At 36.0% G+C, this 18747-nt stretch carries 29 protein-coding genes; 22 read left to right on the top strand and 7 right to left on the bottom strand.

Annotated features, from left to right (window positions below):
- Positions 1–38: 38 nt before the first annotated feature.
- From AC4BC7_RS01210 to AC4BC7_RS01225, 4 genes are all read right to left on the bottom strand, one after another.
- Entirely contained in the window at positions 39–1217 is a 1179-nt protein-coding gene (locus AC4BC7_RS01210) for a site-specific integrase (protein WP_490503564.1), read from the bottom strand.
- Between the two features lie 170 nt (positions 1218–1387).
- On the bottom strand, positions 1388–2035 hold the full coding sequence (locus AC4BC7_RS01215; protein ID WP_490503565.1) for a DUF4352 domain-containing protein: 648 nt from the start codon (positions 2033–2035) through the stop codon (positions 1388–1390).
- A 97-nt stretch (positions 2036–2132) separates the two neighbouring features.
- Positions 2133–2546, bottom strand: coding sequence for a M78 family metallopeptidase domain-containing protein (locus AC4BC7_RS01220; protein WP_490503566.1), 414 nt, complete (start codon positions 2544–2546; stop codon positions 2133–2135).
- 9 nt (positions 2547–2555) lie between these two features.
- Positions 2556–2900, bottom strand: coding sequence for a helix-turn-helix domain-containing protein (locus AC4BC7_RS01225; protein ID WP_490503567.1), 345 nt, complete (start codon positions 2898–2900; stop codon positions 2556–2558).
- A gap of 295 nt (positions 2901–3195) precedes the next feature.
- Between AC4BC7_RS01225 and AC4BC7_RS01230 the strand changes: the two genes are divergently transcribed.
- Positions 3196–3408 carry a hypothetical protein gene (locus AC4BC7_RS01230; protein WP_490503568.1) on the top strand — a complete coding sequence of 71 codons (213 nt, stop codon included), beginning with the start codon at positions 3196–3198 and terminating at the stop codon, positions 3406–3408.
- Here AC4BC7_RS01230 and AC4BC7_RS01235 read toward each other — a convergent pair.
- Positions 3400–3603: a hypothetical protein gene (locus tag AC4BC7_RS01235; RefSeq protein WP_490503569.1), complete on the bottom strand. Its 204-nt coding sequence runs from the start codon at positions 3601–3603 to the stop codon at positions 3400–3402. The genes AC4BC7_RS01230 and AC4BC7_RS01235 overlap by 9 nt on opposite strands.
- A 52-nt stretch (positions 3604–3655) precedes the next feature.
- Between AC4BC7_RS01235 and AC4BC7_RS01240 the strand changes: the two genes are divergently transcribed.
- Positions 3656–3796 carry a hypothetical protein gene (locus tag AC4BC7_RS01240; RefSeq protein ID WP_490503570.1) on the top strand — a complete coding sequence of 47 codons (141 nt, stop codon included), beginning with the start codon at positions 3656–3658 and terminating at the stop codon, positions 3794–3796.
- Here AC4BC7_RS01240 and AC4BC7_RS01245 read toward each other — a convergent pair.
- Positions 3793–3963, bottom strand: a complete 171-nt coding sequence (locus AC4BC7_RS01245; protein WP_490503571.1) for a hypothetical protein — start codon at positions 3961–3963, stop codon at positions 3793–3795. The two genes, AC4BC7_RS01240 and AC4BC7_RS01245, sit on opposite strands and share 4 nt — an antisense overlap.
- 84 nt (positions 3964–4047) lie before the next feature.
- Between AC4BC7_RS01245 and AC4BC7_RS01250 the strand changes: the two genes are divergently transcribed.
- From AC4BC7_RS01250 to AC4BC7_RS01300, 11 genes are read left to right on the top strand one after another with little or no spacing between them, the layout of a single operon-like run.
- Positions 4048–4248, top strand: coding sequence for a helix-turn-helix transcriptional regulator (locus tag AC4BC7_RS01250; RefSeq protein ID WP_490503572.1), 201 nt, complete (start codon positions 4048–4050; stop codon positions 4246–4248).
- Complete coding sequence (locus tag AC4BC7_RS01255; RefSeq protein ID WP_490503573.1) at positions 4245–4538, top strand: DNA-binding protein; 294 nt, start codon at positions 4245–4247, stop codon at positions 4536–4538. The genes AC4BC7_RS01250 and AC4BC7_RS01255 overlap by 4 nt, the downstream gene beginning before the upstream one ends.
- Before the next feature lie 34 nt (positions 4539–4572).
- Positions 4573–4749 (top strand): hypothetical protein, encoded by a 177-nt coding sequence (locus AC4BC7_RS01260; RefSeq protein ID WP_490503575.1) that lies wholly within the window; start codon positions 4573–4575, stop codon positions 4747–4749.
- Positions 4746–4955, top strand: coding sequence for a hypothetical protein (locus AC4BC7_RS01265; protein WP_490503577.1), 210 nt, complete (start codon positions 4746–4748; stop codon positions 4953–4955). Before AC4BC7_RS01260 ends, AC4BC7_RS01265 begins: the two co-directional genes overlap by 4 nt.
- A 39-nt stretch (positions 4956–4994) precedes the next feature.
- Positions 4995–6314 (top strand): AAA family ATPase, encoded by a 1320-nt coding sequence (locus tag AC4BC7_RS01270; protein WP_490503578.1) that lies wholly within the window; start codon positions 4995–4997, stop codon positions 6312–6314.
- 2 nt (positions 6315–6316) lie between these two features.
- Positions 6317–7381, top strand: coding sequence for an ATP-binding protein (locus AC4BC7_RS01275; protein WP_490503579.1), 1065 nt, complete (start codon positions 6317–6319; stop codon positions 7379–7381).
- A gap of 12 nt (positions 7382–7393) precedes the next feature.
- Entirely contained in the window at positions 7394–7957 is a 564-nt protein-coding gene (locus tag AC4BC7_RS01280) for a hypothetical protein (protein WP_490503580.1), read from the top strand.
- A 12-nt stretch (positions 7958–7969) separates the two neighbouring features.
- A complete protein-coding gene (locus AC4BC7_RS01285; RefSeq protein ID WP_490503581.1) occupies positions 7970–8410 on the top strand; it encodes a replication terminator protein in 441 nt (146 codons plus the stop codon).
- 6 nt (positions 8411–8416) lie between these two features.
- Positions 8417–9202, top strand: coding sequence for a hypothetical protein (locus AC4BC7_RS01290; protein ID WP_490503582.1), 786 nt, complete (start codon positions 8417–8419; stop codon positions 9200–9202).
- Positions 9203–9212: 10 nt separating this feature from the next.
- On the top strand, positions 9213–10802 hold the full coding sequence (locus AC4BC7_RS01295; protein ID WP_490503583.1) for a DEAD/DEAH box helicase: 1590 nt from the start codon (positions 9213–9215) through the stop codon (positions 10800–10802).
- Positions 10803–10817: 15 nt separating this feature from the next.
- Positions 10818–10967: a hypothetical protein gene (locus AC4BC7_RS01300; protein WP_490503584.1), complete on the top strand. Its 150-nt coding sequence runs from the start codon at positions 10818–10820 to the stop codon at positions 10965–10967.
- On the opposite strand, the gene AC4BC7_RS01305 is transcribed toward AC4BC7_RS01300, so the two are convergent.
- Positions 10951–11652 carry a hypothetical protein gene (locus AC4BC7_RS01305; protein ID WP_490503585.1) on the bottom strand — a complete coding sequence of 234 codons (702 nt, stop codon included), beginning with the start codon at positions 11650–11652 and terminating at the stop codon, positions 10951–10953. The two genes, AC4BC7_RS01300 and AC4BC7_RS01305, sit on opposite strands and share 17 nt — an antisense overlap.
- A 56-nt stretch (positions 11653–11708) precedes the next feature.
- Between AC4BC7_RS01305 and AC4BC7_RS01310 the strand changes: the two genes are divergently transcribed.
- From AC4BC7_RS01310 to AC4BC7_RS01350, 9 genes are all read left to right on the top strand, one after another.
- Positions 11709–13943, top strand: coding sequence for an AAA family ATPase (locus AC4BC7_RS01310; protein ID WP_490503586.1), 2235 nt, complete (start codon positions 11709–11711; stop codon positions 13941–13943).
- A 301-nt stretch (positions 13944–14244) separates the two neighbouring features.
- Positions 14245–14520 (top strand): hypothetical protein, encoded by a 276-nt coding sequence (locus AC4BC7_RS01315; protein ID WP_490503587.1) that lies wholly within the window; start codon positions 14245–14247, stop codon positions 14518–14520.
- On the top strand, positions 14520–14912 hold the full coding sequence (locus AC4BC7_RS01320; protein ID WP_490504396.1) for a RusA family crossover junction endodeoxyribonuclease: 393 nt from the start codon (positions 14520–14522) through the stop codon (positions 14910–14912). Before AC4BC7_RS01315 ends, AC4BC7_RS01320 begins: the two co-directional genes overlap by 1 nt.
- A 33-nt stretch (positions 14913–14945) precedes the next feature.
- On the top strand, positions 14946–15170 hold the full coding sequence (locus AC4BC7_RS01325) for a hypothetical protein (RefSeq protein WP_490503588.1): 225 nt from the start codon (positions 14946–14948) through the stop codon (positions 15168–15170).
- Positions 15171–15692: a helix-turn-helix domain-containing protein gene (locus AC4BC7_RS01330; RefSeq protein WP_490503589.1), complete on the top strand. Its 522-nt coding sequence runs from the start codon at positions 15171–15173 to the stop codon at positions 15690–15692. It abuts the gene before it with no gap.
- Between the two features lie 170 nt (positions 15693–15862).
- Positions 15863–16240, top strand: coding sequence for a hypothetical protein (locus AC4BC7_RS01335; RefSeq protein ID WP_490503590.1), 378 nt, complete (start codon positions 15863–15865; stop codon positions 16238–16240).
- Positions 16241–16318: 78 nt separating this feature from the next.
- Positions 16319–16555: a hypothetical protein gene (locus tag AC4BC7_RS01340; protein WP_490503591.1), complete on the top strand. Its 237-nt coding sequence runs from the start codon at positions 16319–16321 to the stop codon at positions 16553–16555.
- An 83-nt stretch (positions 16556–16638) separates the two neighbouring features.
- Positions 16639–17511: a terminase small subunit gene (locus AC4BC7_RS01345; RefSeq protein ID WP_490503592.1), complete on the top strand. Its 873-nt coding sequence runs from the start codon at positions 16639–16641 to the stop codon at positions 17509–17511.
- The gene (locus AC4BC7_RS01350; protein ID WP_490503593.1) at positions 17498–18733 is read left to right on the top strand and encodes a PBSX family phage terminase large subunit; all 1236 of its coding nucleotides are present in this window, start codon (positions 17498–17500) and stop codon (positions 18731–18733) included. Before AC4BC7_RS01345 ends, AC4BC7_RS01350 begins: the two co-directional genes overlap by 14 nt.
- The last annotated feature ends 14 nt before the right edge of the window (positions 18734–18747 follow it).

Raw genomic sequence — 18747 nt, forward strand, 5'->3', positions numbered from 1 at the left:
CAACTAAATGCCAAATTAAATGCCATTTGATTCTTTTTTTAGAAACTAGCGAAATTTGCTAGCTTATCCGCTGTGGCAATTTTTTGTTTTTGACTAACATGCGTGTAGATATTATTGGTTATTTCGATAGAAGCATGCCCAAGGATTTCTTGAGCTTCTTTCATATCTATGCCAGCTTGATACAACATAGAAGCATGCGTATGTCTCCAACCGTGTGTTCCAATGTTAGGAAGACCAACTGCTTCTGAGAGCCTTTTAGAGCGCATATACAATGATTGGCGTGTAGCATATTCACCTTCAAAGCTAGCGAAGACAATGTTCTTATTTTTAATATTCGATTGGAAAAAGAATTCTTTCTGATGCAATCGCCATTTTTTTAATATTTGACATGTCTTATTATCTAAACGAATTGTGCGATAGGAACTTTTCGTCTTTGGGGGACCAATCTCAAAGCCATCTTTTGTACGGGTGACAGTCTTGGAAATGCTAAGTGTTTGTTGATTGAAATCAATATCTGTTTCCCAATCGAGTGCAAGAGCTTCGCCACCACGAATTCCTGTGAATGCTAGCACTCTATACATAACTAAATCCCATTCAGCAAAATACTTGTACAAAGGATTATTACTTTTTACTTCTGAAACTTTATTATTCAAGTGAGTAAAAACTTTTTCAACTTCATCCATCGTATAAAATTTGATTTTCTTCACTTCTGGATCATCAGTTATTTCTTTTGGGCGAGTGACACGAATAAAAGGATTCTTTTCAATTATTTCTAAGGTTACTCCTAATTCCATAATTTTCACAAGATATTGAACAATTACCTTGTATTGTTTCAGCTTTTTCGATAACGAATTTACTAAGTCTTGTGCAACGATTGGTGATATTTGAGACACTCTCATACGTCCAATTACAGGAAGTACATGGTTTTTTATATTCATTTCTGTAACTAAACTCGTAGCTTCTCTAACAGTTGATTTGTACGATTCAAACCAAATTTCATATAAATTTTGAAATGTTTCATTTGATTTTTTCTGTAATCCTTTTTTATCAAATTCTACTTTTAATCTTGAAAGTTCTAACTGAGCTGCTTTTTTTGTTTTAAAATTACTACGGGTAGTTTTGATGGGTTTTCCTGTTGCTGGATTTGTCCCTAGATACGCTTGGAATTTCCAGCGTTTTGACCCATCTTTTTTAGTATATTGTTTAAATGTAGCCATTTCTTTTCCTCCTAGTATTACGTGTGGGGCGTATTATTAAGAGGTTAAAAAATTTTGCATCACTCCTTTCAATTTGGTAAAATAGAGTACACAAATAGCATCACATAATTGTGATTATTATTTATGGTAAACACGCTCTCGCCGGCCAAAGTGAGGGGCGTGTTTTTTTATTACTTGATTAAGTCAAATGTGGCATCAAATTCTTTGTAAGATTCTATTTCATAGTTATCAGTATCAAAATCGGCAGACCATTTTAATCTAATGTCTGTGACATTTTCAACATCGTTTATTTGAGGAACTACAAAAGTAACGACACCATCTTTAGTTACACCGCTTAATATTTCTCCCCCTAAAGAATCACTTACAAACATATCAGCATCTACTTGTTGCCCTTCGATTACTAAAACTGATTGATCAGGGTATGTGTTGTAATCTGTATCGGAAGAATTTTGTATTTCAAAATACACTTGAACAATATAATTACTATCAAACATATATTCTTCTGCTTCTTCATCAGTGATCTCTACAATAACTACTTTGTTAATAGATGAAATCAATCCATTCCAGTCTTCAGAAAAACTAGCAGTATATTCTGCACGCTTAATTACACCATCTTGCTTACTTGAGACTTGTGACGTCTGTTCAGTTGAAATTTCTTTACTTGAGATAGTCTCACTATCTATTGATACATTTGATGTTTGTTCTGTTCTTAAGGTAGCTGTTCCTTGTGTAGTCGTTTTTTCCTCATTGGGTTCGTTTCCACATGCTGATAGTATTAAAAGACTCAATAACAAACCACTAACAATTGTTTTTTTCATTAAATTCACTCCATTTTTGATATAATATAGGTATGTTTATTATAAACTCGAAAGAGACAGGCCCTTGTCAGTGTTCCAGCACTGGTAGGGGTATTTTTTATGCAAATTTTGTATGTGTTACATAAGTTGATAAAACTTCTTTTACATAAACTTCATGCTCTAAGCCTAAATCATTATTTTCTAAAAATCGTACAACATTAAATGTTTCAGGTTGCAACATGGGATCTTCTAAATAAAAATCTAACACTTTTTTTACCATATAACGATCTGCTTGTGTCTCCATTTTCGAGTGGAGTGCGGCCGTTTGATTGTATAGATTATAATTTTTTTGATGTTCTGCAGCATGACCTAGTTCATGTAACAGTACACAAGCTTCCTCTAATTCATTTAACCCACTATATAAGATAATAATATTTAGAACAGGAATATAGTAACCTGGTTTATCTATATCATAACGATACTCAATTTTCACATCTAATTCTTTAATAATACGTTTAATACGACTATCCAAATACAGCACCTACTTTTTATCCAAATACGCTTCAATGATACTTTTCAAAATTTCTCTATCGTTATCAGTGACTTCTTTACCATCATAGCTCATGACTGATTTTAGGGCTTCTTCTACAGTTAATTCTTTTTTAGTTTCATCTGTACTAGTTGAAGGATTATCTGTTCGACCTAATAGGTAGTCAATAGATACATGAAAGTAATCAGCAACTAACTGTAGTCTTTCCGTTCCAGGAACTCTTTTTTTCCACTGATAAATTGTATTAGATGGTAACCCTATTATTTCTTCTAACTTTGAAACAGTAATACTTCTTGATTTACACAACTCTTTAATTCGCTCTAATAATATCTCCATTAATATCACCTTTAGTGCTTATCAAAGTAAACTAATAAAAATATTAGTTTCGTGTTGACAACTAATAAAATAGTTAGTATACTATGTTCATAAGCTAATTTAATACGCTAAACAGTGCAAGAAAGACACCTAATAAAATTAAACAGTTCGAGGTCGGCAAACTTAGAAACGTTTATTTAACAAGGATATTCTAGGCTTATTTAGCTATGAATTTATACTAATATATTTATTAGTTATTGTCAACATAAATTAGCTAATTAAATTAGCTTATCTATAAAAGAGAGGAGGATTCGAAATGAAAAAGAAATTTTCTTACCAAAGAGGGCACAGGAGAAGAATTGAAAATGTTGCGATTATACCTATTAATGGTCAAATCTTAGTTGTTCCTAAAGACAATATTTTACTAAAAGCATTAGAAGCAGAAGCAAATTTAAGACGCGTAACTGAAGATGAAGAAGAAGCTCTGCTAATTACAGAACTTCTAGTCACTAAATATAAATCAGTATAACCAATCGGATTTCTTAACTATTTTGGCTTTAGGTGATGGCTTTTCTTTCTCTGCTTCATTGAACTCTCTAGCTTCTTCTAAAGCGGATAGGTAAAGTTGAATGGCATTTTTTGAAATTTCTTTTGGATTATTTCCTGGGCAAGGATTTCCAGAAACAACAGAAAATGCAAATTCTTTAGGGTCTATTCTACTCATATTTTCACCTCGCTTTCATAAGTGAATTATACCAAAGAAAGGAGAAATCGAGATGGATAATTCGGTGCAAACAGAAATCTGGGAAATAAAGATGGAAATTTTGAAAGACACAAAAAATGCGCTTCTAACTGCATTAAAAGAAAAAGATTCTGCCATGGTTGCAGCCATAGCAGAAATCCTCAAGCAATATTAATTTATAGTTTTCATAGTTTCTTTATAAATTTTGTCAAAAGCTTCAGCAATTTGTTCAGGTTCAGGATAAAAAGAACTGTTGTTTCCGTATTTTTGTATCCAAGCAATTGTTAAGTCTTTTGAAACTTCAAGTACCTTTGATTCTGTAACATCTAAAACTTTACCCATGCGAACACACCTCCTTATCAGTTATTTCAGCAGACCACTTGCTGATAAGGAGATTATATCAATAAACAGAAAGGAAGTGATTGTATGTCACAAGATTTTATTATTAAAGTTCGTGTTGCATTGGCGAAGCACGATAAAACACAAAATTGGTTAGCTGAAAAAATAGGAATTTCCAAACCTTACATGTCTGATATTATGAATGGTCGTCGTAGTCCAGCTAAACAAATTGCACCTATTGAAGCCGTGCTAAAAGAGTTGGAGAAAGGAGATGAGGCAATCAAATGAAATTACAAGTTGATGCAATTGATATATTGCCAAAACTACGCGCTGAATTTGAGAAGATGGCACGTGAAATTGTTGAGAGTCTTTTCAATAATTTAATGGCTAATTACATGAAACAAAAAGAATTGCCTAGATACATGAATAAAAAGCAAGCTTGTCAGTATATGAATACGTCTTTTCCTACATTGACGAAAAAGTATATGCCTAATGGTTTGCGAGTCATCACTATTGACGGAGAAGAAAAAATTGATCAAAAAGATGCAGATGCGTTCATGGAAAAACATAAATCATAAAACGTGTGGGGCGTAAAAAGATAGAGGTGGAGCAATGAAAAAGCATTTTAATCTGTGGTTGTTTGTCACATTGCCATTTTTAGTTTTTATCTTAAATCAAGTTCATGTTGTTTTGTCGCTTATGGTATTAGGTGGGGCGCTGGCTTGGGCAATGATGGATTACGATCGTATTTCGTATGAGTATGACGAAAAGGAGGTGAGAAGTAGATGATCGAATATGCTATCTACAAAGGCGATACATTTCTATTCATCGATACTTTGGAAAATTGTGCAAAAAGGCTTGATACGTCAACTGATTACATTAAATGGTTAACTTATCCGACAGCTTTAAAAAGATTTAATGCAAGCAAAGGAAACAGATTGATAGCCGTTAAGCTAGAAGCAGAAAAAAGCCTACCTCGTCTGCAAACGAGATAAGCAAATAAAAAAATACTATCTAAGAGGAGTGTATAACGTATGTCAGTAAAAATCAATAGTTTAGAAGTCGAGAACATCAAGCGTGTAAAAGCAGTAGTCATTCAGCCTACAGAGAACGGCTTAACTATTCTAGGTGGGAATAATAACCAAGGGAAGACTAGTGTATTAGATGCAATTGCTTGGGGGCTAGGTGGAAATAAATACAAACCTTCCAATCCTCAACGTGAAGGTTCTGTCACACCACCTAATCTAAAAATTACCATGAATAACGGTCTGATTGTTGAACGTAAAGGCAAGAATTCAAATTTGAAGGTCATTGACCCTCAAGGTAACAAAGGCAGTCAACAGCTTCTAAATAGCTTTGTAGAAGAGCTAGCCATTGACTTACCAAAGTTTATGGAATCTTCTTCCAAAGATAAGGCAAATATCTTACTACAAATTATTGGTATTGGTGATCAGTTGGCAAAATTGGAAATGGAAGAGAAATCCATCTACAACGAACGTTATCAAGTCGGACGGATTGCCGATCAAAAGAAAAAGTTTGCTGAGGAACAACCGCACTATGCTGATGCGCCTAAGGAATTAATTTCTACTATGGATTTAATTCAACAGCAACAGCAGATTCTAGCTATTAATGGAGAAAATCAACGTAAGCGTGAAAATGTTCAACGTCTGCAAAATAAATTTGATTATGAGGCACAACAAATTGAACAACTACGCCAACAGTTAACACAAATGGAAGAAGCACATCAAGTAACTTCCAATGATTTATCCATTGCACAAACGTCTGCTAAGGACTTACAAGATCAATCGACTGCGGAATTAGAACAAAACCTTCAAAATGTGGAACAAATTAATGTGAAAGTACGTGCTAATTTTGACAAAGAAAAAGCCGAACAGGAAGCTTCTGATTATGCTGATCAATACAACGCACTTACAGCAGATATTAATGCAATTCGTGAAGAACGTATGAAGCTATTAGACAACGCTCAATTACCATTACCTGGACTATCTGTAGCAGAAGGAGAACTTATCTACAACGGCCAACAATGGGATAACATGAGTGGTTCTGACCAGCTGAAAGTATCTACAGCAATTGTTCGTAAATTGAAACCAGAATGTGGCTTTGTCCTACTGGATAAATTGGAGCAAATGGACATGATTACTCTACGAGATTTTGCTCAATGGTTACAGCAGGAAGGACTGCAAGCCATTGCTACACGTGTATCAACGGGAGATGAATGTAGCATTATCATTGAAGATGGTTATGTAACTGAAAATAAATTACTTGAGGGCGGAACACCACCTCAACAAGCAACGACTAATACAACACCAACGTGGACGAAAGGAGCATTTTAAATATGAATATTACAAGTGGCATTGTCGCTAAGGCACAAAAAGTAGTGGAATACGGTCCCGAGGGAGTTGGAAAAACGACTCTAGCAGCGCAAAGTCCAGACCCATTATTTATCGATACAGAAGGTAGTACAAATAATATGGATGTCAAACGTTTAGATAAACCAACTAGTTGGTCCATGTTATTACAACAGGTTGATTGGGTAAAAATTAATAAACCTTGTGCGACTTTAGTCATCGATACCATTGATTGGGCGGAACGACTTTGTATCGAGCACGTCTGTTCTACTCATGGAAAAACAGGTATCGAAAGTTTTGGTTATGGGAATGGCTATACGTATGTAGCAGAAGAATTCGGTAAATTTTTGAATCGACTACAAGATTTAGTGGATAGTGGGATAAATGTTGTTTTAACAGCCCATGCCCAAATTAGAAAGTTCGAACAACCAGATGAAATGGGGGCATATGATCGCTGGGAATTAAAGTTAGGCAAAAAAACAACTTCCCAAACAGCCCCATTAGTAAAAGAGTGGGCCGATGCCGTTCTATTTTGTAACTATAAAACAATGTCTATCGCAACAGATGATAAAGGAAAGAAATTCAAAGGACAAGGTGGCAAACGTGTCATCTATACCACACATCATCCAGCTTGGGATGCAAAAAATCGTTTTGGATTACCAGACGAAGTGGATATGACTTACGCCAACATTTCTACTATTTTCGGAAATACCCAACCGAAATCAAAGTCATCGATGAATGATTCTCAACAACCGGTAGAGAGTGTTCCAGCGACGCCACCAGTTGAATCAGTATCACAAACAGAGCCAACGCAATCATTTGAGCGTGAATCTGTCGATTACACAGGAATTCCACAAAATCTAGTAGATTTAATGCAAGCAAACAATGTATTACCAGCAGAAATTATGGCAGCAACAGAATCAAAAGGCTACTACCCAGCAGGGACACCAATTCAGAATTATGATCCAGGATACATTGATGGGGTGTTAGTCGCTGCATGGGACCAAGTTTTTGCAATGATTCAAGAAATTAGAAACCAACAAACATTTTAGGAGGAAAAATAAATGACACAACAATATCAACAAGAACGCGAATTAGGATGGGATGACACGATTACACAAGATAGCGAAGGCGGGATTGTTTTAACACCAGGCGATTATATTTTTGAAGTCGTTAAGTTTGAACGCGCACGATACACGCCTAGTCCTACAAGTAAATTACCAGCATGTAATATGGCTAAATTGGAATTAAAAATTCAATCTGACCAAGGTACGGCGATTGTCTTCAACAATTTGTATTTGCATACGTCAACAGAAGGGTTACTATCAGCGTTTTTTGCTTCAATTGGTCAAAAAGTGAAAGGTGCACCGTTACAAATGAATTGGAATTTAGTAACTGGTGCGAAAGGCGCAGTCAAAATTAAGAATCGGACTTACAAAGACAATATCTACAACGATGTTGACCGTTTCTATCCATTAGATGCTAGCTACTACACGACTAAAGAAGCACCAGAAGTTGTTAAGCAGTTACAACAACCAGCTCAAAGCTATCAAGCACCGCAACAAGGATTTTCTCAAGCACAACAACCAACGCAACCGACACAAGGCTACCAACCAGGTGCATTTTAGGAGGGAAATAATATGAGTAAAGAAATTGAATTGAATTTATCGCAATTAGCAAATGGCGCCATTCAGCAAAAGTTGAATGGCGAGCTAGAAAAAATCTTTAATAATATTCACGATCCAAATACAAAAGCGAAAGACAAGCGTGCCATAACAATTAAGCTAGAATTTGCACCGGATGATAATCGCCAAGTGATTAATCTAAATAGTAGCTTCAATACAAAATTAGCACCTGTTCGTGATTTTGATACCACGATTTTGACAGACAAAAACCTTTCAAACGGAACAATTGCAGCACGTGAATTAAAATCTAATGCACCAGGACAGACATATATTGATCCCGAAAGTGGGCAAGCTAAAACTGATACAGGGACACCAATAGACATTGTTGAACAGGAAGAAGCAAAAAAGATGATGCAAGAACAGCAAATTATTAACCTACAAAAGAAAAGAGGATAACCAATTATGACAATGACAAAAGAAGCACTTCAATATTTGATGGAACAAGGAATTACACCCGATGATCGCTTAGTAAATTTTGATGATAGTCGTTGGATTAATATCGATAACAATGGAAATGCTACAGAAATTTTACCTCGTGTATTTATTGCTAAAAATCCAATTAAATTAAATACATTAACTGGATTAGTAAATTATATCAAAGCAAATGTAGAACGTGAAAACATGCATTTAATTCTTCATATTGAAGATGAACGCAATATTCAATTAATGGGCACGTTAGAAATTGATGGTAGTCGTGAAGTATTAGCTACTACTTCTGCTATCGTACCGCGTTTTGAATTTGGACAATTCTATGACATGGAAAATTTCAATATTGCCTTGCAATCAAAGTTTGTTGATTTGAGAAATATTATTGATGTAGGCATTGAAAACGATGATGATCGTGCAATTTTATTAAAAGTAGTCGGGAACGTACAAGAAGAAAATGTAAAAAATACTGGGGATAATGGATATAGTCAAGCAATTACCATTAAACAAGGTGTTCAAAGTATGGATGCTCTTGTACCAAATCCAGTTGAATTGGCACCATATAGAACATTTTTAGAAGTAGAACAACCAGTTAGTCAATTTGTTTTTCGTATGAAAGATGGTCCACGTGCTGCAATTTTTGAAGCCGACGGAGGCGCTTGGAGAAATCAAGCAATCGTTAATATTCGTGAGTATTTGAAAGAACAATTAGCTGATGAACTATCAAGACAACCTGAATCAAGAATCACGATTTTAGCTTAGGAGGGATTAGATGGAATTACGTCCATATCAACAAGAAGCACGGACTGCAATTCAAAAGGAATGGCAAGAAGGGCGTAAGAAAACATTACTTGTCCTTCCGACAGGATGTGGGAAAACTATTGTATTTAGCAAGGTAATCGAAGATAGGGTGAGAATGGGCGAGCGTGTGCTCGTCCTAGCCCATCGAGGTGAATTACTAGACCAAGCATCCGAAAAATTAGAAAAATCTACAGGACTAAAAACAGCAACAGAAAAAGCGGAACAAACAAGTGTTGGTAGCTTCTTTCGTGTGGTTGTTGGTTCAGTTCAAACAATGCAGCGTGAGAAAAGGTTACGACAATTCCCATCAGACTTTTTTGACACAATAGTCGTAGATGAAGCCCATCATTGTATATCAGCTGGTTACCAATTTGTGCTGAATCACTTTGAAGAATCAAACGTCTTGGGTGTTACAGCAACACCAGACAGGGGAGATATGCGGAACCTTGGTTCTTACTTCGAATCACTCGCTTATGAATATACACTACCCGAAGCAATCAAATCTGGTTATTTGTCACCAATTAAGGCATTGACTATTCCATTGAAATTAGATTTATCCTCTGTCGGGCAACAAGGCGGAGATTTTAAAACAAGGGATTTGGGTACGGCATTAGATCCATACTTATATCAAATAGCAGACGAAATGGTAAAACACTGTTTAGACAGGAAAACAGTTATCTTTCTTCCATTAGTCAAAACATCCAAGAAATTCCGTGACATTCTAAACGAAAAAGGTTTCAAAGCTGCAGAAGTCAACGGTGAATCTAAAGACCGACAAGAAATTTTAGAGGATTTTGACAGCAATAAATACAACGTTTTATGTAATTCTATGTTGCTCACTGAAGGGTGGGATTGCCCATCGGTCGATTGTATTGTTGTTCTCAGGCCTACAAAGGTTCGCAGTCTATACAGTCAAATGGTGGGACGTGGCACAAGATTGTTTCCAGGTAAAGAAGAGCTTTTACTATTAGATTTCTTGTGGCATACAGAACGCCATGAGTTATGCCATCCAGCTCATTTAATTGCTAGTAGTGATGATGTTGCTAATAAGATGACGGAAAATATCAAAGAAGCAGGCGAGCAAGGTTTTGCAGTCGATATAGAAGAAGCAGAATCACAAGCGGAAAAAGATGTTATAGCTGAACGCGAAGAAGCACTAGCCAAACAATTGGAAGAAATGCGGAAACGAAAACGCAAGCTAGTAGACCCATTGCAATTTGAAATGTCGATACAAGACGAAGATTTGACTGGCTATGTTCCATCATTTGGTTGGGAAATGGGTCCGCCATCAAGCCAACAAGTTAGTGCATTGGAAAAACTTGGTATTCTTCCAGATGCTATTGACAACGCAGGAAAAGCTAGCCTCATGCTTGACCGCTTACAAAAACGGAAAGAAGCAGGGCTAGCTACACCTAAACAGATTCGATTATTAGAACAACGTGGTTTTAAATCAGTTGGTACATGGTCATTTGACAATGCTAGCAAGATGATTAACCGTATTGCAGCTAATGGCTGGCGATTGCCAGCAGGTGTGAGACCGGCGGAATATGTGCCGAATTAGAAAGGGTGAAACGAAATGGAACAAGAAATAAAAGAGTTAAAAGAAAAAATTGTGTTTCTAGAAGCATTGTTAGAGCTTAACTCTCGTGGTTTAGAAAAAGCTATTGAGACAAATAGGATATTGATAGATTACTTAAAGAGCAAAAAAATTAATTCCGCTGAGTAAAAGCTAGGGCATCGTCAGCATCTAAATCAGCTGATATAAAGGTGGCAGCCGATTTAATAAACTTTTTCATACTTGTAATATCTTTATCTTCATGCTTTCTTACAAAATGGGTTTCGTCATTCCCTATCCATGTTGCTGCTTTAGCTAAACTCTGTATTTTAGGGAATGTTCCTAGTCGATTCATTATAGTATTATTCAATGTTTCTCTTTTTATCTTCTCTTCTTCACCAGGAAATAAATGGATAGCATATTGTTTAATAAGAAATTCAAGCGACTTTCTATATCCGACACCGGCAATTTGCTCAAGTCCATATGATTCGGCTTGTAACGATTGACTATAAATTGTATTAAATTCCGGGAATTTCTCATTTACTTCTATTGGTAAATCATTTTTTAATATTGGTTTATAAACATATTCTAAACGAGTAGTTTTGTGGATAGAAGAATAATTACCAATTGAAACTTGAAACCAGTCTATAAAAAACTGCGAACAAACAGAAGATGGGCATTGTAATAAGGCAGCGGCTTTCAATGAAGAATTACTTACAAATATTGTGTTCGCATGAACAGATTTGACAATAGGTTCAATAGGTTTTTTGCAATGCGGACAAGTATCAGAAAAATTAAATTTTCCACTTAATTGGCCTTGGCCATTAGGGAAATTAACTTTTACTTCTTTTAACATACGAATACCTCTTTTCATTTTTCTACTATTATATCAAAGAAAGTAGGTGATACCACTTGGAAAATAAAATAGATTTAATTGCTTTACTCGAATATGTAGATCCATCGTTTCTATCTTATCAGGAATGGACGAATGTCGGAATGGCGTTAAAGCATGAAGGCTATACGGCATTAGATTGGGACCAATGGAGTCAACGAGATTCTTCTCGTTACCATTCGGGAGAATGCTTTAAGAAATGGGATACGTTTAAAGGTAATGGACAGCCAGTAACTGGTGCTACTATTACGCAACTAGCTAAAGATAACGGTTGGATGTCTCCATTCAAATCAGATGATGGAGGGCACGAATTAGATTGGAATGACACACTTCAAAAAGACGATTTAGTCATCATTGACCGCAACTGGATTGAAGGAAAAGAAATTAATGAACCAACAAAATGGGAACCAGCTCGACAAATTATCCAATACCTTGAGGCTTTGTTTGAACCATCTGAAACAGTCGCCTACAACATGCAGGCATGGCAGGATGAAGACGGCAAGTGGAAGCCCTCGAACAAAGGTGCTTATGACCGGACAGCAGGACAGTTGATAGAAGCACTCACGCATTGTGGGGATGACATTGGATCAGTATTAGGCGACTACAATCCAGAAGCAGGTGCATGGATTCGTTTCAATCCATTAGATGGTAAAGGCGTGAAAAATGATAATGTGACAGAATTCCGTTACGCACTAGTGGAGTCTGACAACATGAGTTTAGAAAAGCAAAATGCCATCATGCGTGAATTGGAATTACCAATTGCTGCAATGCTATATAGCGGGAAAAAATCTATTCATGCCATTGTACGCATTGATGCCGATAATTATGCTGAATATCGAAAACGGGTGGATTATCTTTATGACGTTTGTAAAAAGAATGGTCTGACAAATGATAACCAAAACAGGAACCCGTCACGATTAAGCCGTATGCCTGGTGTTGTTCGTGGAGAGAACAAGCAATTTATTATTGATACCAATATTGGGAAATCAACATGGGACGAATGGAAAGAATGGATTGAAAGTGTCAATGATGATTTACCTGACCCTGAAAGTTTAGAAGATTTATTTACGAAACCAATCGAGCTAGCACCCGAACTAATCAAAGGGATGTTACGTCAAGGACATAAAATGTTGATTGCTGGACCATCAAAAGCTGGTAAATCATTTTCATTAATCCAGTTGGCCATAGCTATCGCAGAAGGACGTCAGTGGTTTGGTTTCGATTGTGAAAAAGGTAAAGTTCTGTACGTCAATTTGGAATTAGATGAACGTTCTGCAAAAGTCCGTTTTGTAGATATTTATGAACGATTGGGTCAAGGACATGCAAATGTCTCCAATATCGATATATGGAATTTACGTGGTAAGACGAGTCCAATGGATAAGCTAGCACCTAAATTAATCAGACGTGCACAGAAGTCCAACTATATGGCGGTCATCATTGATCCGATTTACAAAGTACTTACTGGAGACGAGAATAGTGCTCATGAAATGGCCAAGTTTACCAATCAGTTTGACAAAATAGCCACTGAATTAAATTGTGCAGTTATCTACTGTCACCATCATTCAAAGGGGTCGCAAGGCGGGAAAAACTCCATTGACCGTTCGAGTGGTTCAGGTGTATTTGCTCGAGACCCTGACGCAATCTTGGACTTAATCGAATTACCAGTTACAGAAGATAGATATATGGCATTGGAAAATGAAGCAGTCTGCCAAACCTACAACGATGCCATCAAGAAATACAATCCTAGTTATTCAGATATTGGCTTAGATGACCAATTCAGTCCAAAACAAATGAGCTACCATTTAATGTGTGCGATTAAGTCACAGCCAATTTTGCAACAGATAGAAGAAAATAAACAACAAGCAATTCGTGCAGCAAGACAAGCGACTGCATGGCGTATTGATGGAACGTTGCGAGAATTCCCCAAATTCGACCCCATAAATGCCTGGTTCAGATATCCGATTCATGTACTGGATGATTCGCTCAAAGATATTTCTTTGGAGGATGATTCTTCACAAGGTAAGTGGCAGAAAGGTGTAAAAAAAGCTAATCAATCCCGAAGCGAAAAATCGAACCAAGAATTAGATACGGCTTTTAGTGCATTGTCCATGGACGGTGAACCAGTGGATGTAAATGACATAGCGGAGTATTTAGATATTGAAAAACGTTCTGTTTATCCGAAAGTAAAAAAACACGGTGGATACAAAATAGAAGATGGCTATGTAAAAAAAGAAGAATCAATTCAAGAGTCGTAGGCTAGTCGTAAGCTATTGGCTTATGAATAATATAGTATCCGTTCGTAATCTATTAGCTTAATACAATAGACGAATCAATGAAAACGTTGATACACCAGTGTCTACTCTACCCGTCTATAGCTACCTTGTAGGTAAGCTATAGACGAGGGTAAGACTAGAGACAAAAAATAGCCTAAGAAAAATAAAATTAGAATTCAATTAGAAAAATAAAATAACAAAAATGAGGTGTTTTCATGAGTGACGCAGTAATTTGGCATAAGATGGCGCTGATTTTGGAGATTATTAAAAAGGAGTGGAGCGAGTGATGGCAAATAAAATAAATATCGGATTACTCTTACTAACAATAATTTTAGCTGTGATGATGGCGTTTAGTCATGTGAGATTGATTATCCAAACAAATGAGATAGCGGAAGTTAACCAACGTCAGCAGTTGGAAATTATTGTTTACAAAAATGAATTGAAAGAACAGCAAAAAATCCATGCATTTTTAAACGAAAAAAATCGTGAGTTGCGTGGCCAAAATAATTTTCTCGAGAGCCAGAATAAGATGCTTATGGACAAGGAGGCGGAAGAGTGATGATAGAATTTTTCATGCCAATCATTCCACCAGAAACAACAGCGCAGCAGAAGAAAGTATCAGTTGTAAATGGTAAGCCGGTATTTTACGATCCATCAGATGTAAAAAAAGCACGCGAAAAACTAACAGCGCATTTAGCCAAGTATGTTCCTGAAGAGAAGTTTATCGGACCGGTACAACTGATTGTCAAATGGTGTTTCCCGATTGTGAATGGCCATAAAAACGGGGAGTACAAATGGACGAAGCCAGATTTAGACAATAGCAATAAAATTTTACAGGATTGTATGACGAAGCTTGGTTTTTGGAAAGATGATTCGTATGTAGCCAGTCTGATTGTAGAAAAATTTTGGGCGGAGGTTCCTGGTATTTATATTTGCGTAAAGGAGTTGTAGTTTTGATTATCGAAATGAAAGGAGATAATCGTTATGGATTGGAAATTAGTATTTTCGGATATTCACCAATGGATGCAAGATTCAAATGAAAAGTCCCAACAATTTCCAATTACTACTGATGAATATTGGGAATGGGTTATTCATTCTACAGGGCAGTTAGGCAACAAATATAACAATCATCCATTAGTAATCAAATTTCTTTCTTCGTTGATTGAATTTCAGGATGATAATCGCAAAAAAGTGAGTGGAGGGAAGTAGATGTCAAAAAGTAATCTAACCAAACATCAATTGGAAATTATTGCCAATGCTGCATCAGTAGAAGCTGTAAAAGCATATGAGAAAAGACATCAAAAAATGCAACAAGAAGTCAAGAGTCGGAATTTACGTAATACAGAATTACTTTTGAAAAATTACACCAAACTGAAAGATTTGTGTGACGAAACCATTCAAGAGGAAATTCCAACTGATTATCCTGATTTCAATTTAGAAAATCTAACACTGGAAAGTTTGAGTATCTACAAAAAGAAAACATTCAAGATGATGAATCATGTTGATAAAATGCTAATCGCTTATGAATGGAATTGTAGTAAAGGTTCTGTAGAAGAGCATCGACGTTTCTTAATATTGAAATATAGATATTTAATTGATGACAAGTTGAACGTGAAGGAAATTTGCGAAGATTTACATGTTGAACAAGGAACTGTTTACCGTGATACAAAATTAGCGATTAAAGATATGTCCGTTCTATTGTTTGGTATAGATGCAATCGACTTTCGTTAATGTTGAAAAAACGTTGAAAAAATAAACACTATTTCTGTGGTATTATGATAGTGTGAAATTAGAACAAGTAAGGGCATCTTCCATTTGAAAAATGATCGTCATATTGGCGGTCATTTTTTGTTGTCATTTCTATTTAAGATGATATTATCTTATGTATAAGGAGTGATTACATGGGATATTCTGATATCAAAGAAATGCTTAAAGATGCCAGGAATATTGCTACCGGTGCGAACGATATTCAAACAGTTAATTTGCTAAAAGATATTCAACTCGAAGTATATGATTTACTGGAAGAAAATAGAAATCTTCTTGATGAAATTAAAGAGTTGAAAAATGAAAAACTAATTCAAGATAATCTTATCTACAAAAATAATGCTTATTTTAAAAAAGAGAGTGATCAAATACCATATTGTACAAAATGTTTTGATGTAGATAGGAAATTAGTAGTCATGAGTAAAAGGTCAGTTTTATATCATTCAACGTATAATTTCTATTGTCCAAATTGTAAAAATGAATATGATTCATATATAAAAAATCCTAGAGCTTAAGACGTCTGCTTGGGCGTCTTTTTGTTATTGCTTTCGTTTTCAATAATAGGTACTATTTATTGGAATGGAGGTGATAGTGTGAATATTATAAATGCGAACTGGGAACGAATTCCAAGTGTGGGAGTAAAAGAAGTTTACGATGTTAATGGAATAGTTAAGGCTGAAATTATTTTTGATTATGAAAAAGAGAAGGTAATGACAGTTTCTGGCAACTTGTATCAATTGATTGGTTTTGAAAATCAAGAAAAATATGCAGATTATTTGAGTCTAAAAGGAAAAATGGCTAAGGATCTATATAATAATAAAAATTGGTAAAGATAAAAAGGCATCCGATCGGGTGTCTTTTTCTTTTCCCCAAATTTACAAAACAACACAGATTGTGAGGTGGTGGTGAATGGATGGCTAGACAAAGGAATCCAATGCGGGATGAGGCATACCGTATGTGGATAGAATCTGATAAAAAGAGGCCCCTTAAAGATATTGCTGAAGAATTAGGTGTCTCTGCCTCTACTGTCCGTAAGTGGAAATCACAAGACAATTGGGAGCGTTCCGATTCCAAAGAGAGCGCTCCGATTAAAAAGGAACGCTCCGTTACGGTGAATGACCCACCAAAGCTAGTAATAGAAAATGACGAACTGACAGAGCAGCAAAAGTTGTTCTGTCTTTATTATTTGCAATCATTTAATGCGACCAAAGCGTATCAGCAGGCGTATGGATGTGATTATCAATCAGCTAAAACGGCAGGTAATAGATTGTTGACAAATGTTCACATAAAACAAGAATTGCACCGTTTAAAGGCAGAGTTACAACAAGACTTGTTTGTGGATGTAAAAGACCTAATGATGGAATATATCAAACAGGCATTTGCCGATATAACAGATTACGTCGATTTTGGAACGAAAAAAGAGATTGAAACAGTCGTTACTGAAAATATGGTGGCTTCCGAGGAAATAGATGAAAATGGCATGCCAATCATGGAAAACGAGAAGAAGCAAGTAGAATTTGAATATTCGTTTGTTAATCTCAAGGATTCTAAAGAAGTAGACGGAACTATGATACAAGAAGTTAAAAAAGGCAAAGATGGTGTGTCGGTCAAACTTTACGACAAGCAAAAGGCAATGTCGGAACTCATGAAGTATCTTGGTGGCGACGAGTTACGCAATGCTCAAATCTCTAAAATGAATCAAGCTGACGCAAACGAACAAACCACAGAAGATAAACTTGATGAATTGCTCAGCAAGATTGAAGGTGAACTTGATGGTTCTAACTGATGTATATACAGATAAGCAAGTATCAGTGCTAAAAGAAACTGTAAAAGGCGATTGGTTTATCAGCTTGTTACACGGAGCGAAACGTTCAGGGAAAACAAAAATAAATAATGACTTATTTCTATTTGAGTTGCGACGCGTTAGGAAAATAGCAGACGTAGAAGGCATAAAAGAGCCAATGTATATCTTAGCTGGTGTATCTAGTGCAACCATCCAAAAAAATATATTACAAGAGCTTTACAACATGTATCATATAGATCCCAAATTTGATAAGCATGGCAATTTCAAGTTGTTTGGAGTTAAAGTGGTGCAAGCATATACAGGGAATATTGCTGGTGTCCGTTCCGTTCGTGGTATGACTGCATATGGAGCTTACATAAATGAAGCATCTCTTGCAGTACAAGAAGTTTTTGCTGAAATTGTTTCACGATGCAGTGCGACGGGTGCGAGAATCTTAGGAGATACCAACCCAGATAACCCAGAGCATTGGTTGAAAAAGGAATACATCGACAATCCAACCGAAAAAATAAGAGAATTTCATTTTGCTTTAGATGACAATACTTTTTTAAGCGAATCGTATCGGGAAAACATCAAAGCTACCACACCTAGTGGCATGTTTTGGGATCGTGACATTTTAGGGTTGTGGGTATCAGCTGAAGGTGTTGTTTATCGTGACTTTGATAGCAATAAGCATTATATCAATAGTAACGATATTCCCAATCTGACAACCTTTTATTGTGGTGTTGACTGGGGTTACGAGCACTGGGGGAGTATTGTAGTAATAGGAGAGACAACGGATGGAACAACCTACTTAATTGAGGAATATGCTACACAGCATGAAGAAATAGATTATTGGGTGGATATTGGTAAAAATATACAACAAAGATATGGCAAACGGATTCCATTTTATTGTGACCATGCACGCCCAGAATACTTAAAGAGATTTAAAAAAGATGGTTTGAACTCTATCAAAGCTGATAAGGCTCGTTTGTCAGGCGTGGAAGCAGTAGCTAAACGCTTTAAGACGGACAAGCTTTTTATTTGTCGTGATAAAGTTTCGCGTTTTCGAGATGAAATATATCAATATGTATGGGATAAACTCAAAGGCGAGCCGATAAAACAGTATGACGATGTTTTAGACAGTTTGCGTTATGCGATATATACCCATGAAGTTAAACAAGGCAACGTTGCAAAAATAACCAATAAACCAAACTGGATGAATTAGAGAGGAGGGCACAT

Source organism: Enterococcus sp. AMC1623, from assembly GCF_058216495.1.